Below are 18,928 nucleotides of genomic sequence, written 5' to 3'. Positions count from 1 at the left end.
TCTCCCCTACTTAATCTATTTTACTTATTGTAACAAAATAGACGGGAGTAATCACATTAACGCCCTCATGTGCCGACAGATCCGTTGATGTGATCTGTAACTCATGTTCATAGCGGCCATACAAATAATTATCGACCGTAATCGATCCTTATGGCCGCTTGTTCGTATGCATAGGCGCAATATTTTTATTTCTGATCAGTTATTCCTGTTCTGCCATTGCCTCTTTTGGTGTACCGAATAAATAAGTAGCTATAAAACCACCAGCATAAGCTGCAATTAACCCTATTACATATTTCAACCATAATCCATTCGCAATCAATGGAATTAACGCAACTCCAGATGGCCCAATGGCAATCGCTCCAACGTTACCAAATAAACCAATGACCGCACCACCAATACCTCCGCCAATACAAGCTGTAATAAAAGGACGTCCTAGCGGTAAAGTAACCCCATAGATCAATGGCTCGCCGATTCCTAGAATACCAACTGGAAGCGCACCTTTAATCATGTTTATTAATGATTTATTCTTCTTACAACGAATCCATAATGCAATGGATGCCCCTACTTGACCGGCACCAGCCATAGCAAGCATCGGAAGTAATAACGTCATCCCTGAGCTATTGATCATCTCAATATGAATCGGCGTCAATACCTGATGCAGCCCTAACATAACAAGTGGTAAAAACGCTGTCCCTAATACAAAACCTGAGAATGCACCACCAACTTCTATCGTCCAGTTAATCGCTCCGATTAAGTTATTAGAAATAAATCCAGCGAATGGCATGATGAAAAATATAGTTATCAGCCCCACGACTAGTAAGGCTATTGTAGGTGTAACGATAATATCAACGGCATCTGGAATAACTTTACGCAAATATTTTTCAACGATTGATAAAATCCATACTGCGATTAGAACACCAATAACTCCTCCTTGCCCAGGCGTTAAAGGCGCACCCGTAAATATATTATTAATGGACAAGTCAGCTGTAACACCTGTTAAAAGCGTTACCCCACCGATCACTCCACCAAGCGCAGGAGTAGCTCCAAATTCTTTAGCTGCATTAATGCCGACATAAATCACTAAGTAACTAAAAATCGCATTTTTAATTACATTTAATATCGTTACATATTGCTGCCACGTTGTGGCGTCTAAGTTGCCTGCTGTAATATTGTTCGCTAGAATCGAGCCAATACCCGCAATTAAACCAGCTCCAACGAATGCAGGAATTAGGGGTATGAAAATATTTCCTATTTTCCGCAAAAAGTTTTTGAACGGTGTATCATTTTTCTTTTTGAGTTGTGCTTTCATTTCTGCGCCTTTTGCTTGTAATTGTTCAGCCGAAGCTGAACTTTTACCCTCTGAGACACTTCCTTCTAACACTTTACCAAATTCTTCAGCTACTTTGGTCACGACCCCTGGTCCGAGAATGATTTGATACGTTTCATCATCCACTACACCTAGAACCCCATCAATCTTCTTCAATTCCGCTTCAGCGATTCGACTGCGATCAACTACAGTTACACGAAGACGAGTCATGCAATGAGTATATTCGGATACATTTGAACTGCCACCAATAGCCCCTAATATTTTGACAGCTAAATCATGATATTTACTCATGTTTATGCCCCCTTCTTACTTTCGCATTATTTTATCGCTTGACGTACAAACCCTTGTGATTCCTCCAAACGTTGTACAGAAGCTTCTTTCGAAAGCCCGGCAAGAAGCATCACAATTGCAATTTTCGGTTTATGATCTGCCTTTTTCAAATAATCTTCTGCTGTTTCCGCATCACAATCTGTCGCATCCATAACAATACGTTTAGCACGTTCTACAAGTTTTTCATTAGTTAACTGTACATCTACCATTAAATTCCCATATACTTTCCCCGTGCCAATCATCGAAGCTGTGGAAAGCATATTGCAAATTAATTTTTGAGAGCTCCCAGCTTTTAAACGTGTTGAGCCAGTTAACACTTCCGGTCCGTTCACGACTTCAATCGCAATCTTGGCAACTTTACCAATCGCTGAATCTTTGTTGCAACTCACGGCTACAGTAGGCGTTCCAATAGAATTGGCATATTCTAATCCACCGATAACATAAGGCGTGCGTCCGCTAGCGGCAATTCCTACAACAACATCTTTGGCTGTTAGCTTAATATCTTGTAAATCTTGCGCCCCTAATTGTTCATTGTCCTCTGCACCTTCGACCGCTTTAATAAACGCTCTCTCTCCTCCAGCAATTAGTCCAACTACCTCTTCAGGTGCTGTTCCAAAGGTCGGTGGACATTCAACCGCATCTAGCAAGCCGATACGTCCACTTGTTCCAGCCCCCATGTAAATTAAGCGTCCACCTTGTTTGATCGCCATTGTTATTACTGCAACAGCTTTGGAAATTTGCGGAATTTCTTGCTTAACCGCCTGTGCGACCTTTTGGTCTTCTTCATTCATCACTTCCAAAAGTTCAAGAGGTGTTAATTCATCCAAGTTCATTGTCTTCTTATTGCGAGTCTCTGTTGTCAAATGCTCTAACATGATTTTCATCATCATCCTTTTCCGTATATGAAATCGCTTTCTAATCGAAGGATAACATTTCTGAAATATTATTTCAATATTATTTTGTTTTATCTAAAACAAAATGTCAAAATTCTGAAATGAATTTTTTGCGAAAGAATCTATTTTTTCATTCCTATTTGGAGTAGGTCTATACATTTTCGCTTCAAGAGCCGAAAGTCGGGGAGATAAACCAAGATGGCGTATGGCTAGACGTTTACTAATGCTCTTGCTGCTGGGATTCATTCATGTGTTTATCTTTTGGGGAACCATTCTATACGCATACGCCATTATCGGATTGTTTCTAATCCCTTTTTATCACACAACGGTTTCTACACTTAAAAAGTGGCTTATGGGTATGACATCCATTCACATCATTTCCTTGGTGGCAAAAATATTTTTACCCTCTCTAGGGGTAATATCCTCTATCCTTAATATTTTTTCTAATGACGCTTCACTAATTTTCATTATGTTTTTTGCTGGTTTTTTAACCGCGAAGTCAGGTTGGCTGACACACATAAAAGAATTATCTAAACCAATTAGATGGATTCAAATGGTATCATTTCTTTTATTCGTTGGTTTCTCACTATGGATTTGGAATGCTTCTCAAAGTGAGAGCACCAATTTAAATTCAGTTACGGGCTTAGGAGCACTTCCAACCACTTTGTTTTACTTAACAACATTATTTCTACTATTAGAAAACAAACACATTGTGAAATTCCTAACACCCATATCACGGGTTGGTCAAATGGCATTTACAAATTATGTAGCACAAAGCATTATAGGGACGGCAATCATTTCAATTATAGGTCTCGAAGTCGTTTCACCAAAAGATATTCTCTACATCGCAGTTCTGATCTATATTATTCAAATCATTTTTAGCACCATCTGGTTCAAGTTCTTTTCCATGGGACCCTTAGAAAAGGTTTGGCGGTTGATGACCTATGGAACAAAGCATGCAATAAAACGATAAAAGACTCCTGCTAGCTTATTACCTAACACTTGAAAGTGTTTAAAGGTTGCTCTTCTATACTCCCTTTCTGTGGTGTTTAGGGTGTACTGCTATGCAGGATAGACATTTTGCAAATGTACTATAGTGCTCAATCGGAAGTTTTCTTTAGTCTTACATCTCTCGGTATAAAAAGAAAAAAGAGTCTGAACAATAAGGATTTCTCCTTTATCGCTCAGACTCTTTACTTAATTATATATCCTATCACTTTCCAAATAAGAAAGTTAAATTCAGTAATTTCTACTAGAATTGTTTCACACGAACATCCCATCAATGAGAGGTACGTGTGGGTCAATAACTAGCTATAAACAATAGAAAGGATAGATTTGTTGTCGCGCTTGGCGATTTCAAAAGCTTCTTCCGACCAAGGAAACCAGTTCACCGGATTATGTGCGTGTTGCAGCAGACACGGTGATTTTTCCTTGGCTAATCTATTGGGTACTTTGTGAGTTGTCATTGGGCATCACTAGGGTTAGTTTACCCAAAAAGGTGAGGGAAGGCGCAGAATATGAAAAAGAAGAACGACATCTCTGTCGTTCCACTAAATGATCGAGTAGCACAAAATTAATTACTCTTATCAATTAATAATATTCAGAGTTTCATCTAAATAAACTTCCATGCTACCATCATATTGAGTTAAAAAAGCGCGTTCTCTTACCCCTTCTCCTATACAAATCAATTTAGCCATTCCATTAAAATATTTTTCATTATATTCATGTATGCTTTTTTCATTTTCTTTAGTTTCTGCAATTGACAGTAATAATTGAGTATCATTCGGTTTATTTTTCCCAATAAACTCAATGATAGCATTTTTATTTGATTGCTCAATATCTTCCTTAAAAATTGCATCAAGCATAAAGGGAAAACGATGTATACCATCAGTCTTTTCTATTAATTTATTTAAAGCAAAGTTATATGCAAGTACTGTTTTATGAAGCTCAACCCCTTGAGAAGGAAATGCTGAAATGTTATATAACGATATATATCTATCTTCCTTTAAGGTCTTTACACCTAAATCATCAATATATCCTAGGAATAAACGCTCAAATTCTTTACTTTTGGATATTCTGGATTTTTGGACTTCTTCTTCTGTTTTAAACCCTTTGAGGCTATTCTCAATAGTAATTTTTTCGTTACTTAATACCCCAAGTTTATATCTAATGTCATGAATTAACTGTATATTCACTTTATTATTCAACCAACTATCAAAAGAAATATTATGCTTAAAATATCTTTTTAATATTCCATATGTTTTTAAGTTATTTTCTTTACGAACATTTATAAGTTTTCCTAGAGAATTAATTTCCCCTTGCAGCTTCTTTATCATCGCTTTACATTTTACCATTTCTTCCTCAGTGTCATTCTCTTCTTGAAAATACTTATATGACGAAGTAATACTAAATGAAAGTTCCCGATCACAAGCAGGACATGTTCCCTCTAAAGGGTTTTGTTTCTTGTGATGTCTTGACACTTTTCGCAGTAAAGACAATCGTTCTTTATAATAGCTCTGTTCATTGCATTTAGAAATATATTCTTCTTCATGTTCATTTAAAAGCACCTGATTATCACTGTGTAACTTAATATATTCTAATGACTCTTCAATAAATTCTTCATCAACTAGTTTTGTAATTTGGAACTCGTCATTACTATTTTCCAAATTTACATAAAATTTAATTTCATCTTCTTTACTTTTCAATTTTCTTTCCAATTCCTGCTTTTTATCCCTATCAACAAGTGATTCAATTCCCAAATAATAGTCAAGATAATCTTCTTTAAGATTTTTATAATACTCAAGGCTACTAAAGGATTTTCTAAGGTATACCCACCCTACTGACTGAGGTATATAATAAGGCAAAAACATTGCTTCGATTGGAGCAGCTTTGTACCCCTCCTTATTCTCTAATTTAAGTGTGAAATTAAATAATTCATGAAGGAATCCTTTAAGTTTAATATGTTCAGCAGACTGATTCGCTCTAATACCATTAAACCTCATAATAGGTTTATCTACCCTTTTAATGAATATCGTTTCATCATCTCTAACAAAAGTAATTTTTTCACTTTCTCCATTATTAATTACTTGAAAGTCTACTCTTATAAAAGCACCTTCTTCAATAATTTCTTTCAAGTGGTCATTATTGTCATTTATACCCAGCGTGTATAAAAGCATCTGAAAAACCGTGCTTTTTCCTGATGTATTTTTTCCATAAATAATGTTTATACCTTGATCAAACTCTGTGTAAAAATATTCATTTTCACTCTCTGAATATGCAAATAGTTTGTTTATTAATAATTTTGTTTTCATAATTGTCCCCTTACTTCTATATATGCAGCATAAATAGCAGCTTTTATACTTAGCTCTGACAATTGAGAACTTATGTTTTTTCGAAACATTTGATATAATTCTAAAATACAATCAGTCTCGACAGTAAAGCGATACATTACATTACTATTCTCCTTAACAAAGGAGAGTATTTTTTTATGTTCAATTTGTTGATAATCTTTAAATCTATCAAAGCTATTAATAAAATTCAGCTTAAACTCGCTCTTATCTGGAATGGAAATCTCCAGATTTATACAAACTTCTTTTTCCTCATTTCGCCACAATTCAAATGCCATCGTTTTTGTAGTAATTATATCAATAGCATCATTAATACTTGCAGAACTAACACGTTTTGATTCATCCATTAACTTTACAACATTGCCTTGGTTTAACGTGTTTTCTACATCTCTAAATAGAAGCAACAGCGCATCTACAGCAGCTCTATGATCACTGACCTTTGCTCCAAATATTCTACTGAGCAGTCCAACTAGTGAATCCTTCTGCCCAGCGCTTTTCTTTGGAAAATCAATATAGGCTAATGAAACATTATTTAATTCCTTTAAACCTTCTAGATCCTTACCTAGCAATTTCGTTAATTCTGCTTCAATTTTATTTGTAATCTCAGTATCTAAATCAGTAAATTTTAATCTACTATTACTCTCGTTAATAGTTATACTTTTATTCTTATTTTTTCCTCTAAGACCATTACTTAATTGTATAGAGTTGTTAGTTATGAACTCTAAGTTATGTGTATAGTTATTTACTTTAGGCATACTATCTGCATTCAGTGATAAGCCTACTCCAGTCATTTTTCTAAGTAATTCATATAAGCCGCTCATTTCCCACTTTTCAGAAGACTTCTTTGCTTGATAAGAGTCAATAGAAGAAATAAGCTCATCATTATTTTGATAACAAAACAAAAAATCATCATGATGTTCAATACAAATAAAGTACTTTCTATCTTTTAAATCATTATACTTATTGAACAAAAAGTATAATGCACAATGTTTTTGAAATTCAGTCCCCGTCGAACCATGAACACCAGCATTTACAGCAGCTTTACTTTGATTATTCATTGTCTATTCCTCTACACAAATTATTTATATAAATTTGCATTAATCCATTTCCTCCGTCACACCAGGGGTTATAGTATTAGGAATATTTCGACAAATATATTCAAATCCCTTCTATTTTATATATTTTCCTTCTTTAGTAGCTTTAGTAAATTGCCACTGCCATGTTCTAGGACAAGGTTGCAATTCTGAGAAGCTGATGAGAAGTTGCATCACCTACAAGCAGACCAATCAAATAGTGATTACTTTCTGTGTGGTGTCGACCATACCAATACCTCCATTCATAGATTATCTTACCATTAGTTCAATATATAATAATTTTAGCATAAATCAGAACATATGTTTGTGAATAAAATGTTTTACTCCAGCAATTTGATCGAATCGTTTAACAAGCAAATCAAGAAATACACGAACCGGAAAGAACAATTCCCTCATGAAGAGGCATTAGAAAAATTCCTGGTTTCCCAGTTTGAAAACGATAACCAACGTTTTGCTACCCGTTGTCATATTGGCTTCGATCAAGCACGAGCAGAACTGCTCGCTCTGTTCACCGCCACAAACTAACATCGTTCTACAACAGGGAAATGTTATTTCATTTTTTCATTTACACAAACTTCTTGACGCTCCCCTTTCAAAGCAAAATTGTTAACATCTTATTCATAAAAATAGCCTTCCTAATAGGAAGGCGCTACAATTTTTTATTTGTACAGATAATTTTCGAAGCCACTTTGCATTCCAAAGTAACGAAGGTAGTAACCATCGCGATAACGCTCAATTACTTTGTCTATTACAGGATCATTTTCAAATTGAATATAACCTGTTATATAAAGTGCAATTAAATACTCCTCAAAACGAAGATTACCTAGAACCATTTCTTCCTTATCTATCCCTTTGAATATGTGAAGCTCCAAGTTTAATAATAATGACCCACCTATTAAAGTTGAATTAATTACATATGCATGTTGGCCATCTTTATCTATCTCATCGTCTCTGTTTAATCTTATTAACTTTTCGATTCCTCTTTTGTCCTCAAATACATATGCACCAGTTGCTTTATCGAATCCAGCATGAGGGTCTTGACTCAAGTCTGAAAAACGGCTAAGGTCTTCCTTTTTTGCAAAATACGTTTCCGTCAATCGTCGATGAATTTGATCAGTAGTAAATGGATTAGGTATATTTAAGGTCAAATATTTTTTATATAACTTTTCAACATCAATTTGCATTTTACTTCCCTCCTCTTAGTTATTTTTTGTACCCCAAATGGTCTACTCAGGTAATCGAAAGTAACAGAAAACATTTTTAAGAAGTGACGATAATGATGAATTATAATGCCAAATTTTAAATCTTGCTACCATCAATCTTGAATCTATCTCAATTAAAAGCCTTAACTGAGGAACAATGCTATGATGATAACGCACTAGAACTCAAGCTTTTTCAATTCCCGTGATACTGGAATCAAGCTACTTATTATAGTTATTCAACTATCGCGATATTTATTTTAGTATTGGAGAGAGTGTTATTGCTGATAAAGATTATAGTTACCTTCTATTTGCACCCCATACATAATCAGCTCCATAAAAAATATGACCTGAGCGTTTATTACCCGTTATTCCATGAAAATGATTGTAGTACTTTGTATCACTATAACCGGTGTCATAATGATTTTCTAACCTTGTAGCTGAACCAAAACTTCGAGCAAGTGCTGAAGCGTCATTGTAACTTGATGCCCAGACTTCATTATTTGAGTTTGTCACATAGGTTTTAGCAGCATTTTTATCTTTTAGTGTACCAAGAATGTATAAACCAGATTTGTCTGTCTTCGCTTTGTAATATACAGGTTTATCTCTGTTATTATTCTTCGAGAGTTCTTATACAAAATCACGTACTGCTACTACCTCCTGCCCAAACTTATAAATAGCAAGACCTGCAGCAGCTCCACCACCCAACCATGCTAATAGCTCACCAATACCCATACCTATCCAAGGAAGAACAGGTACGATGAGACTGGTTTCAGGTGATATTTCATCCCCCATTTCTTCTAGTTCTCCGACGTTTACAGTAGTGTGAGTTTCATCATTTGATACATCTTCACCACTATTTTGACTCTCTTCAATGGTAACTTCTTGGGAGCTATTTTCGTCTTTGTTAGTTGAAGCTTCTTGAACGCTATTTAGCGAATCTGCTCCTGCTGCAAGAGAGTAAGTTTGAGCGGAAGCAACAAAGAATATTAAAAAAGCCAACGTGAGTGTGGTAATACGTAAAATTGATTTTATGGATGTTTTGTTAAACAAATTAAATTTCCCTCCTAATGATATTGTTAGCACTCTCTCCAATACTAAGTATTGATTCAAATATATTCATATATTAACCAACATTAACCATATTATCATATTTATATTTTTTTGACGATTAGATATTTTATTTTTCATAAAGCCCACATATTTCATAATAACGACTTATAATACTGGGTAGACGCCGTTCTTTGATTAAAGCATCCAGCACACGTTTCCTATCATTCAGCAACTCTGCAATTGTTGCGTCCCTAGGTGCTGGGAAGATCCTGCTCCAGCCAAGATTACGTATCCGGGTATAAAAGGTAGCTTTGTTAATGCCGTTTTCTCGCGCCAATTGCAGCCACTTCCGGCGATCTTTCAGGGCACGTGGTGGTGTTGCCATCGCTCGCTCGTTCCTTCGTCCAGCCCTGTTCACGAATACGACGATCCAACATGGCTGATTTGACTCCAATTTTCTCGGCTTCAACATACTCTTCTGGCGTTATATAGAACCAATGGCTCAATCCCATTTTCCTCCTTTGAATACCCATCTTTTTTTTCTTCCTTAAAAAAAAACAGCAACTACCCCATATTAGGTAGTTGCTGTTTCAGATGTTTAACAATGTCCTCCAGTTTTTTTACAATATCTCTGCTGATTTGCGCTTGATACCTGGTATCTGCCCTGTGTATCCAAACAACTCAAGCTGACGCTGGGCTTTGCGGAATACATAATCTACATTCTCTCCAACCTTAATCGTCCCGTCTTGTCGCAGATGCTTATCTGTTATCCAAACATTCTGATTAGTGCCACCCTTCCAGCCCATACCATAACATCATTACTATCTGGTGCAAATTTTTTAAACCGCTAAATTTTCCTGCTCCTGTGTATATGTATGTTTTCTCATTCTTTGCAATTTTGCTTTCATTAACATACCAATTAACGGTTGATATTTTTCCCCATACCTCAGCTGTGTAATCCGTAAAACCTAATATCCCTAAATCTTTATCAAAAAACTTGATTTCTTTTTCGTCATGACTAATTTGAAGCTTAATACTCATTTATAAAACCGCCTCTATAGAGAATTTTCATTTATTTTTGTTTGTGCTGGTTTCTTATAACGTTACTGTATTTACGACGTCCGACGAAGTCGGATGTGTCCAGTTGCCTCTGCTTTCCCAAAATCCTTTGCCGATTAGCTTATCAAAAATCTATTATTGTTTATTATCTCTTCAATCACTTCGTCTATCTGGTTAATAGAATATTCTTGGGTATTTAATATATGCCTTTCGTCTTTTAATGCTTCTTTAAATTCATTCAATAGGATTACGCTTCGTTCACCCATTTGAATCGCTGGATCTCTTGACTGATCTCTTAATATAATTGTTTCTGGATCAACCATAAACACAACATAAATGATCCTTACATTCATACTCCCCAACTCATTAGCTAACCAGTTAGCCTCCGATGGAAACGTCACATAATCTATAACAACATCGTAATTAAATTCAATTAGATTCTTCACTAAACCCAATATATTTATCCAAGTCAGCTTATGAGTTTCTTGACAGAGCCAAGGCTTGCCCCTCCCGTTTACAGGTAAATGACTAATATCATCGCCAGAGATATATGAACTGCGATCCAAATGTCCAACAAGTTTCTTTGAAGTAGTAGATTTCCCGACACCAGCGGGACCGGAAATGATATAAACTGATCTTGACATTTTGTAACCTCCTTTACTGCAATATATCAGCATTTAGGTGCTTTCGTATAACGTTCCTGTATTCATGAACCCCGAAGGGGTTGTCTGCTGAAATGCTTCCCTGAAATCCTTCTCGCAGACCAAGGCTCCAAAGGAGCCGCTGCTTGAATATTATGTTATCAGATGTACTCGACTTCTCGACTTAGCTATCAACTCTTTCAAGTAATTCTATTAGTATGTCATCTAATTCTTCTTGTTTTTCATCTTCTGTCGGTGCATTAAGCATTCTATTTAGATCAGCTTTCAACTCTTTCAATATATAATCGGGTAGTTTTCTTATTAATCCATGCAATACAAAGTATTTCCAACATCCATCATTCGTACTGAATATTCCCCTGATGTACGGTATCAACTCTTCTTTGAAATTCAACAAAACATTTTCTATCGGTTCAGCAACCGGCCAATTTCCATCTTGTAGCCATTCCAGTAGTTCTGGTAAGAGAGGTTTTAATTTTTCCATAGGTTGTTTCTTTAGTTGCTCTACTCTTTTAAAATCGTATTTATTTCGTGGTATTAATTCGTTTGTTTTTATATTATTTACCTTCTTTCTTTATTCCAGTTTTGAGTATTTCTGATAACGTTTCTGTATTCATGAACCCCGAAGGGGTTGTCTGCTGAAATGCTTCCCTGAAATCCTTCTCGCAGACCAAGGCTCCAAAGGAGCCGCTGCTTGAATATTATGTTAGATGATGCCCTCGCTCCCTTGAATAGGCACAAAATGTTAAGTATCATAGTCTATTTTCATATTCATCTAAACTTATTCCACTTTTCAATTTCCATTCTTTTCTACCATTTATTGAACTATTTCTTACAATAGCTGCTGCTGCAGATGGAGATTTAAAGTCAATGTCCCTACACAATTTAAAATAACTTTCACTTTCTGAAAGCTCAAAAAATCCCTCCTCTTCAAGTTGCTTTCTTAATTTCGCATAGTTATGACTGGAAAAACTATTGACATGATCTTTTCGGATGTAGGAATCCGCTAGCAGTCTATATGTCCCTTCTATAATTATAAGTTTCGCTTCTTTAGCCATCTCACCTTTAGCTCCAGGGACATTCAAATAAAAAGTGTCGCTTTCTTGCCTTCTATTGTTACTGATATTTTCATTGGTTGTTTGAGTCTTAGTAAAATCTAAAATACCTAAATTGTTAAGTACAAATATAATATTCTCATTAAAATTATCCATGTCATCACATTCAGAAATAGGTAACTTTGAACCTGGTGGAGTGTTTCCGTTAGTTGTCTCAATAGTAGTCTTATTTTTAACTGCAATTCCGTACAGTTCTCTTTCAAGATATCTGACGTGCGACTTTGTTAAATTAGTATCTTTGCTAATAAATATTACAAAATCGCTCCACCAATCCTTTTTCTTAAACTGGTCAGATATTCGTCCATTTACTTCGTCGGCCTCTCCAATGTATATCTTCTTTTGATAAGAATCTTCTACTTCAGAAATCAACAAATAGATACCAGGAGAAGATAATTCGTCAATACTTTGAAGCATTTGAACATGTTTTCTTTGTCCAACATATGCTTTACCTGTCCAGTTACTAAGTTCTGCTGTTTTCAAATTCTTATATTTCTCTCCCATAATATATAGCTTGATTGATTTCCCTCTCATCTACTAACCTCCATAGCCTTCAAACATGTTTATATCTTCCTTAATATATTAGAGGGTTTCATCTAACGTAATATTCACGAAGTTCGTAAATATAAGAAATACAATTGATTAAACGAAACATCGTATTTGAAATAGTCCTTTTGAATCATGCTTATATTGTATCATCAAATGGAAGAATATGACGATCACTAATCCTATACTTTCAAACAAAAAACTCCCGCCAAAACTTCATTTTGAATAATTGATTCACACGTACATCCCATCAATGACAGGTACGTAAAAATCATCAAACGTTAACTATACCTAATAGATAATATAATATGTTTATTCCATGTGTACCACTTGACTAGACTTTAGGCTTACTGGAGCAGAGAAATCAATTTCTCAGCGATTCACCCCGGACAGCATAATAAATGAAGTCATTATATAAATCCTGGAGGCATGTTGTATCTAGGCGATCAGCTCATCCGCTAAATTATCGGTAATAAGCTTTACATTAAGCTTCGTCGACATCAATTAAAAACACCCGCTCCTGAAAGCCACCCCGTGCCTCGGCTTTGTCTGAACGCAGCTTGTCCAGCTCTGCCGTATTCGCCCCATGTACTTCTGCCAGCGCCCGGATGACTTCCAGCATATCCGTCAGCTCTTCCAGCGCATCCTTATCTTTCGCCGCTTCAAAATATTCCGTTGCTTCTTCACGAAGCTTCATTCTCAGCTCTTGCTTATATTCCTCCTGGTCCAAAAAACGCGTGCGGCATTCCTTGCCTTGAGACGTAATGATGTGCGGAATCCGGTCCCGCACCAGCTTATTATATGTAGGCATCTGAAATAACACCCTTTCTGTTGTGGAGCCTTAGACCGAAGCCAACAACTTCCTTTTCGCCATTATATCATTCGTGAGAAAAGGTTGGGTGTTGATAGGGGCATGGAATTTGTTTATTCAACTTATAGGTGTAGGCAAGTTAAAAGAAAAATATTGGGTCATGGGGATTCAGGAATACGCTAAACGGCTAGGCCCATACATTAAGTTTCAAATGATCGAGGGTAGCCGATGAAAAGGCTCCCGACACACTGAGTGAGTCGGAAGTCCGACAGGTCAAGGAGCGGGAAGGTGAGCGTATCCTTGCCCATGTGAAGAGTGAAGCGCATGTCATTGTGCTCGCCATCGACGGGAACTCTGGAGCTCGGAAGAGCTTGCGGAGGAATTGGACAAGCTCGGTACCTACGGTACAAGCCATGTTGTCTTCGTCATTGGCGGCAGCCATGTCCTCTCTGACGAAGTCCTCCGCCGCGCCCAGCAGAAGCTGAGCTTCGGAAGAATGACTTTGCCTCATCAACTGATGCGGCTGGTGTTGGTGGAGCAGATTTATCGGGGTGAACCGTATCACAAATAACGGCAAGTTTTTGCTCGGCAATATAAACCGGGTTATCAGGGATTTGCGAGACCCACTCTGGTTCGCTAGTTGCAAAGTTAGCCAAAACGGCTTCAAGCAATTCTGTTTTTCCCTTGAAGTAATGATAGATCAACTGCTTCTTTACCCCGGCATTTTCTGCGATCGACTCGATTCTCGCCCCCTCAACCCCGTGCCATCGCATTCGAAAGGGTGTCCGGGAAGTATTTCCCCGCAAAGCGCAATATTTTGGAGAAGCCCGGAACGACCCTCTTTTTGTTTTGCTCCATCCCTTTGATCCCGTGCTTTACGAGTGTGTCCAGACTCATACTGGGAATGCCGCCGTTCTGCATGCCAGGGAGCAGATTGGTTTCCGCAACGAGGGGTGGGACAAGTTCCATCACGTGTATGTTCGTTTTCGATTTCCTGAGCTGGATTCGAAGCGCGTCAGTAAACATATGCACGCCCGCTTTTGTAGCCGAATAAACGGGATGAAGGGGGGAAGTGACGTAGGCAAGACCGGAGCTTACGGTTACGATCATAGCTTCATCTTGTCTGGCCAATTGAGGGAGCAGCGCTTCCGTCGTCCAGATGATCCCGTTTAAGTTCGTTTCAATCTCTGCGGTAGTTCGCTCCAAATCGAGGTTATCGTCCATCAATTCGAAGGTGCGCATAATACCTGCCGAGTTGAACAGAATCGAGACTTCAGGGTAGCGGTCACGAAGGATTGCGGCCATTTCGCGAACGGAGTTCGCATTGGAGACGTCGCCTCGCAGCCCGATGAGCCCTTTATGTCTGTGCGTTACTTGATCGAGTGTTGCTTGATTCCGTCCAATGACGATGACTTTATTGCCACGATTCAACAAGTTCAAAGCGAATGCAAGACCGATGCCCGAAGTGCCGCCTGTAACGACGACTGTACGATTTGAAAGTTTCATGAAGGACTCTCCTTTTTAGTTACATCTTTTAAAATTTGTAACCTATGAATGAGCTAAGCATACAATGATGAGTTACAAAAGTCAATAGTTGTAACCTGTGATGTCAATCGGTATAATAAAATTATGAAAAATTTAAGCAGAGAACTCATAATGGAAACCGCACATCGAATGGTTGTCGAACAAGGGATGGATAAAGTCAATCTGTCAAAGGTCAGCGCTGAGTTGGGGACGACTCATGCTGCGATCTACAAGTATTTTTCAGGCAAGGAAGAGTTATGGACCGAGCTTGCGTTGTCGTGGCTGGACCATGAACTGGCGCGGCTTTTTCCATTTGATACAGACAAATGCTCGTCGAAGAAGGACATTGTGCACGAGTGGCTATGGATTTTGAGCCAATCGAAATATGAGGCTTATGTGCGTGAGCCTGAAATGTTTAAGCTGTATACAGCATATATTGATCGAAATCCGGCGGTGCTCATTCGGCACATCGGCGATTTAATGGACAGTTTAAAGGCCGCGAGTGGCATTGAGGACGTTAGGCGGCTGTATGCCATTTTAATGGCGTTTTCATATTTTTCTGCACCAGCTTATGCAGATAATTGGATGCATATGGATTTTAAAGGAGAGTTCGAAGCGGTCTGGAAGTTGATCGAGGCGGGGATTGAGGATTAGCTACAGTCACACCAATTAAGATTTGTTTAATCACGAGAAGGCTACCAGCTTGATTGGCGGCCTTTTTTTGCGCTAACATTTACGAGCGAGTTGAACAAAGCGAGAGCAAAGAAAGGGCCATCCCAGAAGGATGGCCTTAAAACTTGCCGTTACAGACAGCGCTGTGAACCCTACCACAAGTAGGGCGAAATTTGAAATTTTATTCAAAAGCATTTCCGGTAAAATATTTGGTCATGGGGATGATAATCACATAACAAATAGAAGGGAACAAAAAAACCGTAGATCATTTTCAGATTAACGGTTTCAAAAATTCAATTTTTCCATGTATGCCTTGACTGTTTTTTGAAGCATTCTAGAGCAGCGGGTTTTGAGGGTGTAGGTCTTTTATAAGTAGGGTAGGGATCAAACTACTATTTTGGGTTAGCATTACTCATCCAATGATCTACATAAAGCTGGCTTACAGCCTCCTCTTCTTGTTGCTGTTTCATTTGCTGTAACCACGTTTCTGCTTGCGCCAGGTTGTCAAAGCTGCCCATTACCACAGCAAACTTGCCGGTGCGGGTTTTAACCATGCTGCTTCCTTTATCATGAAACTGTTCGGCCAGCATGGCCAGTGCTTCCCCCTCTTCCATGTCCTGACTTCGCACAAAGAACAACTCTCGCGGCTGCGAATGGTTTGCAGCAGAGAACAGCTTAAGCTGGATATAGCCAGGATCTTTATACTCTGATACGGAATAATCCACATTCTCCTTAAGCTCAATTACAAAGCGGACTGCCGAATCATCCAGAATAATATTACGATATACATCTTTCACATAATTAAGAGCTCGAATATCCTTCTCCATTTTGACATAATCAAGCTCACGTACTCCGTTAAAGGTGAAAACTAGCCGATCTGGACCTGCAAGTCGCTCTAAGGTGTAGGCTGGAGCAGACGCAAGCTGATTGCCATCGACCTTGAAATGAATGCTTAACGAGTCGCTTTCCTGTTTGGTTGTTGCCACTGCCCCATCTGTGGATTGTCCCCCGCCGCCTATTTGAAAGATTTTCACGACAGACCCGATGATCGGCACATCAGACAGCGCCAAAGCTACGGTTGGCACATTAACTGTAATGACCATAGCTGCGCAGGCCGCAACCAAAGAAGAACCGCGCCACACTCGTCTATTCCGTTTCATTTTATGTGCACGCTTGCGAGCATCCTGAATCACTTCTGAAAGACTGGACGGAATTTCGATCTCATCATATTTTTCTTTACCATACATCCGCTTCAACCTTCTTTCCTCGTTAGTTGTAATTTGAGCTTATTGAGAATGCGATAAAACTTGCTTTTTACAGTATTTTCTGAAAGTGAAAGCACCTCGGCAATATCCTTGAATCGCTGGCCTTCAAAAAATTTTAGAATGATAAAGGACCTTTCCTCAGGCTTCAAAACTTCAAGGGCCTCGTACATATTCGAATCTGCGGATGTTAGCGAATGCTGGCTGTCCTCGATATACGTATATTTCTTCTTACGCCTTAAATGATCAATCGCACAGTTGATGACAATCCTCGCAATCCAAGTTTCTACATAGTCCAGACTCTCCAGTTTCTTAAATGAGAGAAAAGCCTTATACGATGCCTCTGATACGATCTCAAGCGCATCCTGTTGATTCTTGACGTATGAGTATGCAATCCGGTACATTCGTTCTTTGCATCCCATCAGCCGGTCGCTAAACTGTTGTTCGGTTAACGACGCATTTGCTTTGTTCAGTTGATACACCCCCATTGCTGGTTATACCTCGACTTTCATTGTCTATTGTGTAATGTATGTTAGACAGATCAGCGTCCCAAATAGTTTCATCATTCTGATGGTTTTTTTCACCCCGCTAATTAGCTGCCTTTCGACAAAAAAGGTTAACTTAACTTGAAAATAGGGATTCATTGCCTCTGAGACTTTAAGTTTTAGAGTTTTTTTGTTCTTCTTTTACGATATAAACTGGGCGTTTGCCGTTACTAGGACAGGTGTCCCTACATAGAAATAAGTTGATGAGCATCGTATGCGAATCATATTCTTAGGTTGATTGGTTCAAAAGTTACATGGGGGAATACGAGCAAGCACGGTTATTGAAGGAATTTGTAGACACTGAGCTTGTGCCTGGTAACTTATCAATCGCCAAGCCCTGAAAACTATACAGACAATGCTAGCGACTACATTTAATTCATAGAAAGGCTGACATAAAAATGGACTTGTTGTAGGTTATGCAATAAAGGCTAGGCGCTACTCCAGTGAGAGAGCTGCCTGTGAAAGATGGCTCAGAGGGCGTTAGATATACTTGATGATATAATGGCATAAAATATTAAAAAGGAACGGAAAAAGACCTCCATCTGCCATCGAGCTTTATACATCTGTGCGATTTGTTCTGCGGTCACCTGCATTAAATCGGTAACGACTCGGATGACTCGACCTTCAAAATCTCGAAACATCACCACAATGTAGTCCGGGTAAGTGCTCCCTTGGTAACGCTTTGCACTTCTTCCGGAGTCAGAATGGATGGAAGGATGAATGGGATCGTGATAGACTTTTTCATGGAGTCGTCACCTTTCGGTTAAGTTTGTAGGGATACAAACATTTTACCGAGTTGACGGCTCTTTTTCTACCATTTAATGGTTAATCGACAGGTGTGGATTTAACTACTTCATGGACTGATTTTCTTTAAAAATAGATGGATACCACTCAGCAGGATCAGCTACAATTCGACGAGATAGACGTATTAAAGTATGGTCCGTTCTAAAAAGCAGCCTATCGACCTCCTCCAGCTTCATTGACTTGTTATGTGCATGATCCTCTGCGGAAATAAGATAATGCACCGTACCCATAAACAGCACCATATCCAAACTCGGCTCAGCATCCGTGTGGATTAGTCTAAGTACATCCGTTATAGATAGGTTAATGGAGGACACAATAATTTGATTTCGGTGAACATAAACGGCCTTAGCCATAGAAAACATCGCCCGGTCACACAGAATGAGGCAGTTGTGAAATTGATGATGATTGCGCATGATCTGTGCAAGCTTGATCTGATATTGGGCCAGCTTTTGAAAATCCATCATGCAATTTAATATGTTGGGGTCGCTATGATTAGGCTGTATGGAATCTAGATCACTATGTAGGTGGTTGCTTAAGGAGTCATTTTTCACGGGGAGTCAACTCCTGAATTTTAATTTAATGAACAGTAAGGGCATCGTAGGACCAATAAAGAACGATCAAAATGTACAAATTTCTAGCTATCGGACAAGCTTTATAATAAATATTACTATATCACGCCTGTTGAATAACC

The 18,928-nt window shown here is 38.2% G+C and carries 22 protein-coding genes and 3 pseudogenes; 4 read left to right on the top strand and 21 right to left on the bottom strand.

What is annotated here, in order from left to right:
- Positions 1–10: 10 nt before the first annotated feature.
- From ACIFO6_RS01120 to murQ, 3 genes are read right to left on the bottom strand one after another with little or no spacing between them, the layout of a single operon-like run.
- Complete coding sequence (locus tag ACIFO6_RS01120; RefSeq protein ID WP_430037391.1) at positions 11–142, bottom strand: phospho-sugar glycosidase domain-containing protein; 132 nt, start codon at positions 140–142, stop codon at positions 11–13.
- A gap of 57 nt (positions 143–199) precedes the next feature.
- Positions 200–1,618: a PTS transporter subunit EIIC gene (locus tag ACIFO6_RS01115; RefSeq protein WP_430037138.1), complete on the bottom strand. Its 1,419-nt coding sequence runs from the start codon at positions 1,616–1,618 to the stop codon at positions 200–202.
- Positions 1,619–1,644: 26 nt separating this feature from the next.
- The gene (gene murQ, locus ACIFO6_RS01110; protein ID WP_430037135.1) at positions 1,645–2,532 is read right to left on the bottom strand and encodes an N-acetylmuramic acid 6-phosphate etherase; all 888 of its coding nucleotides are present in this window, start codon (positions 2,530–2,532) and stop codon (positions 1,645–1,647) included.
- A 223-nt stretch (positions 2,533–2,755) separates the two neighbouring features.
- Here murQ and ACIFO6_RS01105 point away from each other — a divergent pair, with 223 nt between their 5' ends.
- Positions 2,756–3,523, top strand: a complete 768-nt coding sequence (locus tag ACIFO6_RS01105; protein ID WP_430037132.1) for a DUF418 domain-containing protein — start codon at positions 2,756–2,758, stop codon at positions 3,521–3,523.
- A gap of 337 nt (positions 3,524–3,860) precedes the next feature.
- Here ACIFO6_RS01105 and ACIFO6_RS01100 read toward each other — a convergent pair.
- From ACIFO6_RS01100 to ACIFO6_RS01090, 3 genes and pseudogenes are all read right to left on the bottom strand, one after another.
- Positions 3,861–4,016 (bottom strand): annotated as a pseudogene (locus ACIFO6_RS01100) (DUF255 domain-containing protein); the annotation flags it as partial.
- A 120-nt stretch (positions 4,017–4,136) separates the two neighbouring features.
- Positions 4,137–5,861 (bottom strand): hypothetical protein, encoded by a 1,725-nt coding sequence (locus ACIFO6_RS01095; protein ID WP_430037129.1) that lies wholly within the window; start codon positions 5,859–5,861, stop codon positions 4,137–4,139.
- On the bottom strand, positions 5,858–6,955 hold the full coding sequence (locus ACIFO6_RS01090) for a dsDNA nuclease domain-containing protein (RefSeq protein ID WP_430037126.1): 1,098 nt from the start codon (positions 6,953–6,955) through the stop codon (positions 5,858–5,860). The genes ACIFO6_RS01095 and ACIFO6_RS01090 overlap by 4 nt, the downstream gene beginning before the upstream one ends.
- Before the next feature lie 348 nt (positions 6,956–7,303).
- Between ACIFO6_RS01090 and ACIFO6_RS01085 the strand changes: the two are divergent.
- Positions 7,304–7,516: pseudogene (locus ACIFO6_RS01085) on the top strand (transposase); the annotation flags it as partial.
- 134 nt (positions 7,517–7,650) lie between these two features.
- Here the strand turns inward: ACIFO6_RS01085 and ACIFO6_RS01080 are convergent.
- The 9 genes from ACIFO6_RS01080 to ACIFO6_RS01040 form a co-directional block, all read right to left on the bottom strand.
- The gene (locus tag ACIFO6_RS01080) at positions 7,651–8,175 is read right to left on the bottom strand and encodes a pyruvate kinase (protein ID WP_430037123.1); all 525 of its coding nucleotides are present in this window, start codon (positions 8,173–8,175) and stop codon (positions 7,651–7,653) included.
- Positions 8,176–8,820: 645 nt separating this feature from the next.
- Positions 8,821–9,243 carry a hypothetical protein gene (locus tag ACIFO6_RS01075; RefSeq protein WP_430037121.1) on the bottom strand — a complete coding sequence of 141 codons (423 nt, stop codon included), beginning with the start codon at positions 9,241–9,243 and terminating at the stop codon, positions 8,821–8,823.
- Positions 9,244–9,557: 314 nt separating this feature from the next.
- Positions 9,558–9,749 carry a hypothetical protein gene (locus ACIFO6_RS01070; RefSeq protein ID WP_430037118.1) on the bottom strand — a complete coding sequence of 64 codons (192 nt, stop codon included), beginning with the start codon at positions 9,747–9,749 and terminating at the stop codon, positions 9,558–9,560.
- 114 nt (positions 9,750–9,863) lie between these two features.
- On the bottom strand, positions 9,864–10,049 hold the full coding sequence (locus ACIFO6_RS01065) for a hypothetical protein (protein WP_430037115.1): 186 nt from the start codon (positions 10,047–10,049) through the stop codon (positions 9,864–9,866).
- Positions 10,027–10,284, bottom strand: a complete 258-nt coding sequence (locus ACIFO6_RS01060; RefSeq protein WP_430037112.1) for a hypothetical protein — start codon at positions 10,282–10,284, stop codon at positions 10,027–10,029. Before ACIFO6_RS01060 ends, ACIFO6_RS01065 begins: the two co-directional genes overlap by 23 nt.
- A gap of 134 nt (positions 10,285–10,418) precedes the next feature.
- Positions 10,419–10,946, bottom strand: a complete 528-nt coding sequence (locus ACIFO6_RS01055) for an AAA family ATPase (RefSeq protein ID WP_430037109.1) — start codon at positions 10,944–10,946, stop codon at positions 10,419–10,421.
- 181 nt (positions 10,947–11,127) lie between these two features.
- On the bottom strand, positions 11,128–11,499 hold the full coding sequence (locus ACIFO6_RS01050; protein ID WP_430037389.1) for a DUF5071 domain-containing protein: 372 nt from the start codon (positions 11,497–11,499) through the stop codon (positions 11,128–11,130).
- Positions 11,500–11,713: 214 nt separating this feature from the next.
- Positions 11,714–12,607, bottom strand: a complete 894-nt coding sequence (locus ACIFO6_RS01045; RefSeq protein WP_430037106.1) for a GIY-YIG nuclease family protein — start codon at positions 12,605–12,607, stop codon at positions 11,714–11,716.
- 496 nt (positions 12,608–13,103) lie between these two features.
- Positions 13,104–13,430: a nucleoside triphosphate pyrophosphohydrolase gene (locus ACIFO6_RS01040; protein WP_430037103.1), complete on the bottom strand. Its 327-nt coding sequence runs from the start codon at positions 13,428–13,430 to the stop codon at positions 13,104–13,106.
- Between the two features lie 160 nt (positions 13,431–13,590).
- Here ACIFO6_RS01040 and ACIFO6_RS01035 point away from each other — a divergent pair.
- Positions 13,591–13,923, top strand: a pseudogene (locus ACIFO6_RS01035) (23S rRNA (pseudouridine(1915)-N(3))-methyltransferase RlmH); the annotation flags it as partial.
- Here the strand turns inward: ACIFO6_RS01035 and ACIFO6_RS01030 are convergent.
- Together ACIFO6_RS01030 and ACIFO6_RS01025 are read right to left on the bottom strand one after the other, a co-directional pair.
- Positions 13,856–14,203 carry a TetR/AcrR family transcriptional regulator gene (locus tag ACIFO6_RS01030; RefSeq protein ID WP_430037100.1) on the bottom strand — a complete coding sequence of 116 codons (348 nt, stop codon included), beginning with the start codon at positions 14,201–14,203 and terminating at the stop codon, positions 13,856–13,858. The pseudogene ACIFO6_RS01035 and the gene ACIFO6_RS01030 overlap by 68 nt on opposite strands.
- Positions 14,184–14,936 (bottom strand): SDR family oxidoreductase, encoded by a 753-nt coding sequence (locus ACIFO6_RS01025; RefSeq protein WP_430037097.1) that lies wholly within the window; start codon positions 14,934–14,936, stop codon positions 14,184–14,186. The genes ACIFO6_RS01030 and ACIFO6_RS01025 overlap by 20 nt, the downstream gene beginning before the upstream one ends.
- Positions 14,937–15,059: 123 nt before the next feature.
- On the opposite strand from ACIFO6_RS01025, the gene ACIFO6_RS01020 reads away from it, so the two are divergent.
- Positions 15,060–15,608 carry a TetR/AcrR family transcriptional regulator gene (locus ACIFO6_RS01020; RefSeq protein WP_430037094.1) on the top strand — a complete coding sequence of 183 codons (549 nt, stop codon included), beginning with the start codon at positions 15,060–15,062 and terminating at the stop codon, positions 15,606–15,608.
- Positions 15,609–16,018: 410 nt separating this feature from the next.
- Here ACIFO6_RS01020 and ACIFO6_RS01015 read toward each other — a convergent pair whose 3' ends face one another.
- The 4 genes from ACIFO6_RS01015 to ACIFO6_RS01000 form a co-directional block, all read right to left on the bottom strand.
- Positions 16,019–16,873, bottom strand: a complete 855-nt coding sequence (locus ACIFO6_RS01015) for a hypothetical protein (protein WP_430037386.1) — start codon at positions 16,871–16,873, stop codon at positions 16,019–16,021.
- Between the two features lie 5 nt (positions 16,874–16,878).
- Complete coding sequence (locus ACIFO6_RS01010) at positions 16,879–17,376, bottom strand: sigma-70 family RNA polymerase sigma factor (RefSeq protein WP_430037091.1); 498 nt, start codon at positions 17,374–17,376, stop codon at positions 16,879–16,881.
- A gap of 527 nt (positions 17,377–17,903) precedes the next feature.
- Positions 17,904–18,074, bottom strand: coding sequence for a transposase (locus ACIFO6_RS01005; RefSeq protein WP_430037383.1), 171 nt, complete (start codon positions 18,072–18,074; stop codon positions 17,904–17,906).
- A gap of 207 nt (positions 18,075–18,281) precedes the next feature.
- On the bottom strand, positions 18,282–18,701 hold the full coding sequence (locus tag ACIFO6_RS01000) for a hypothetical protein (RefSeq protein ID WP_430037088.1): 420 nt from the start codon (positions 18,699–18,701) through the stop codon (positions 18,282–18,284).
- Positions 18,702–18,928: the final 227 nt, after the last annotated feature.

Source organism: Paenibacillus sp. NRS-1781 (assembly GCF_050467745.1).
GTDB lineage: Bacteria > Bacillota > Bacilli > Paenibacillales > Paenibacillaceae > Paenibacillus > Paenibacillus terrae_A.
This window is presented reverse-complemented; position numbering and strand designations above follow the sequence as displayed.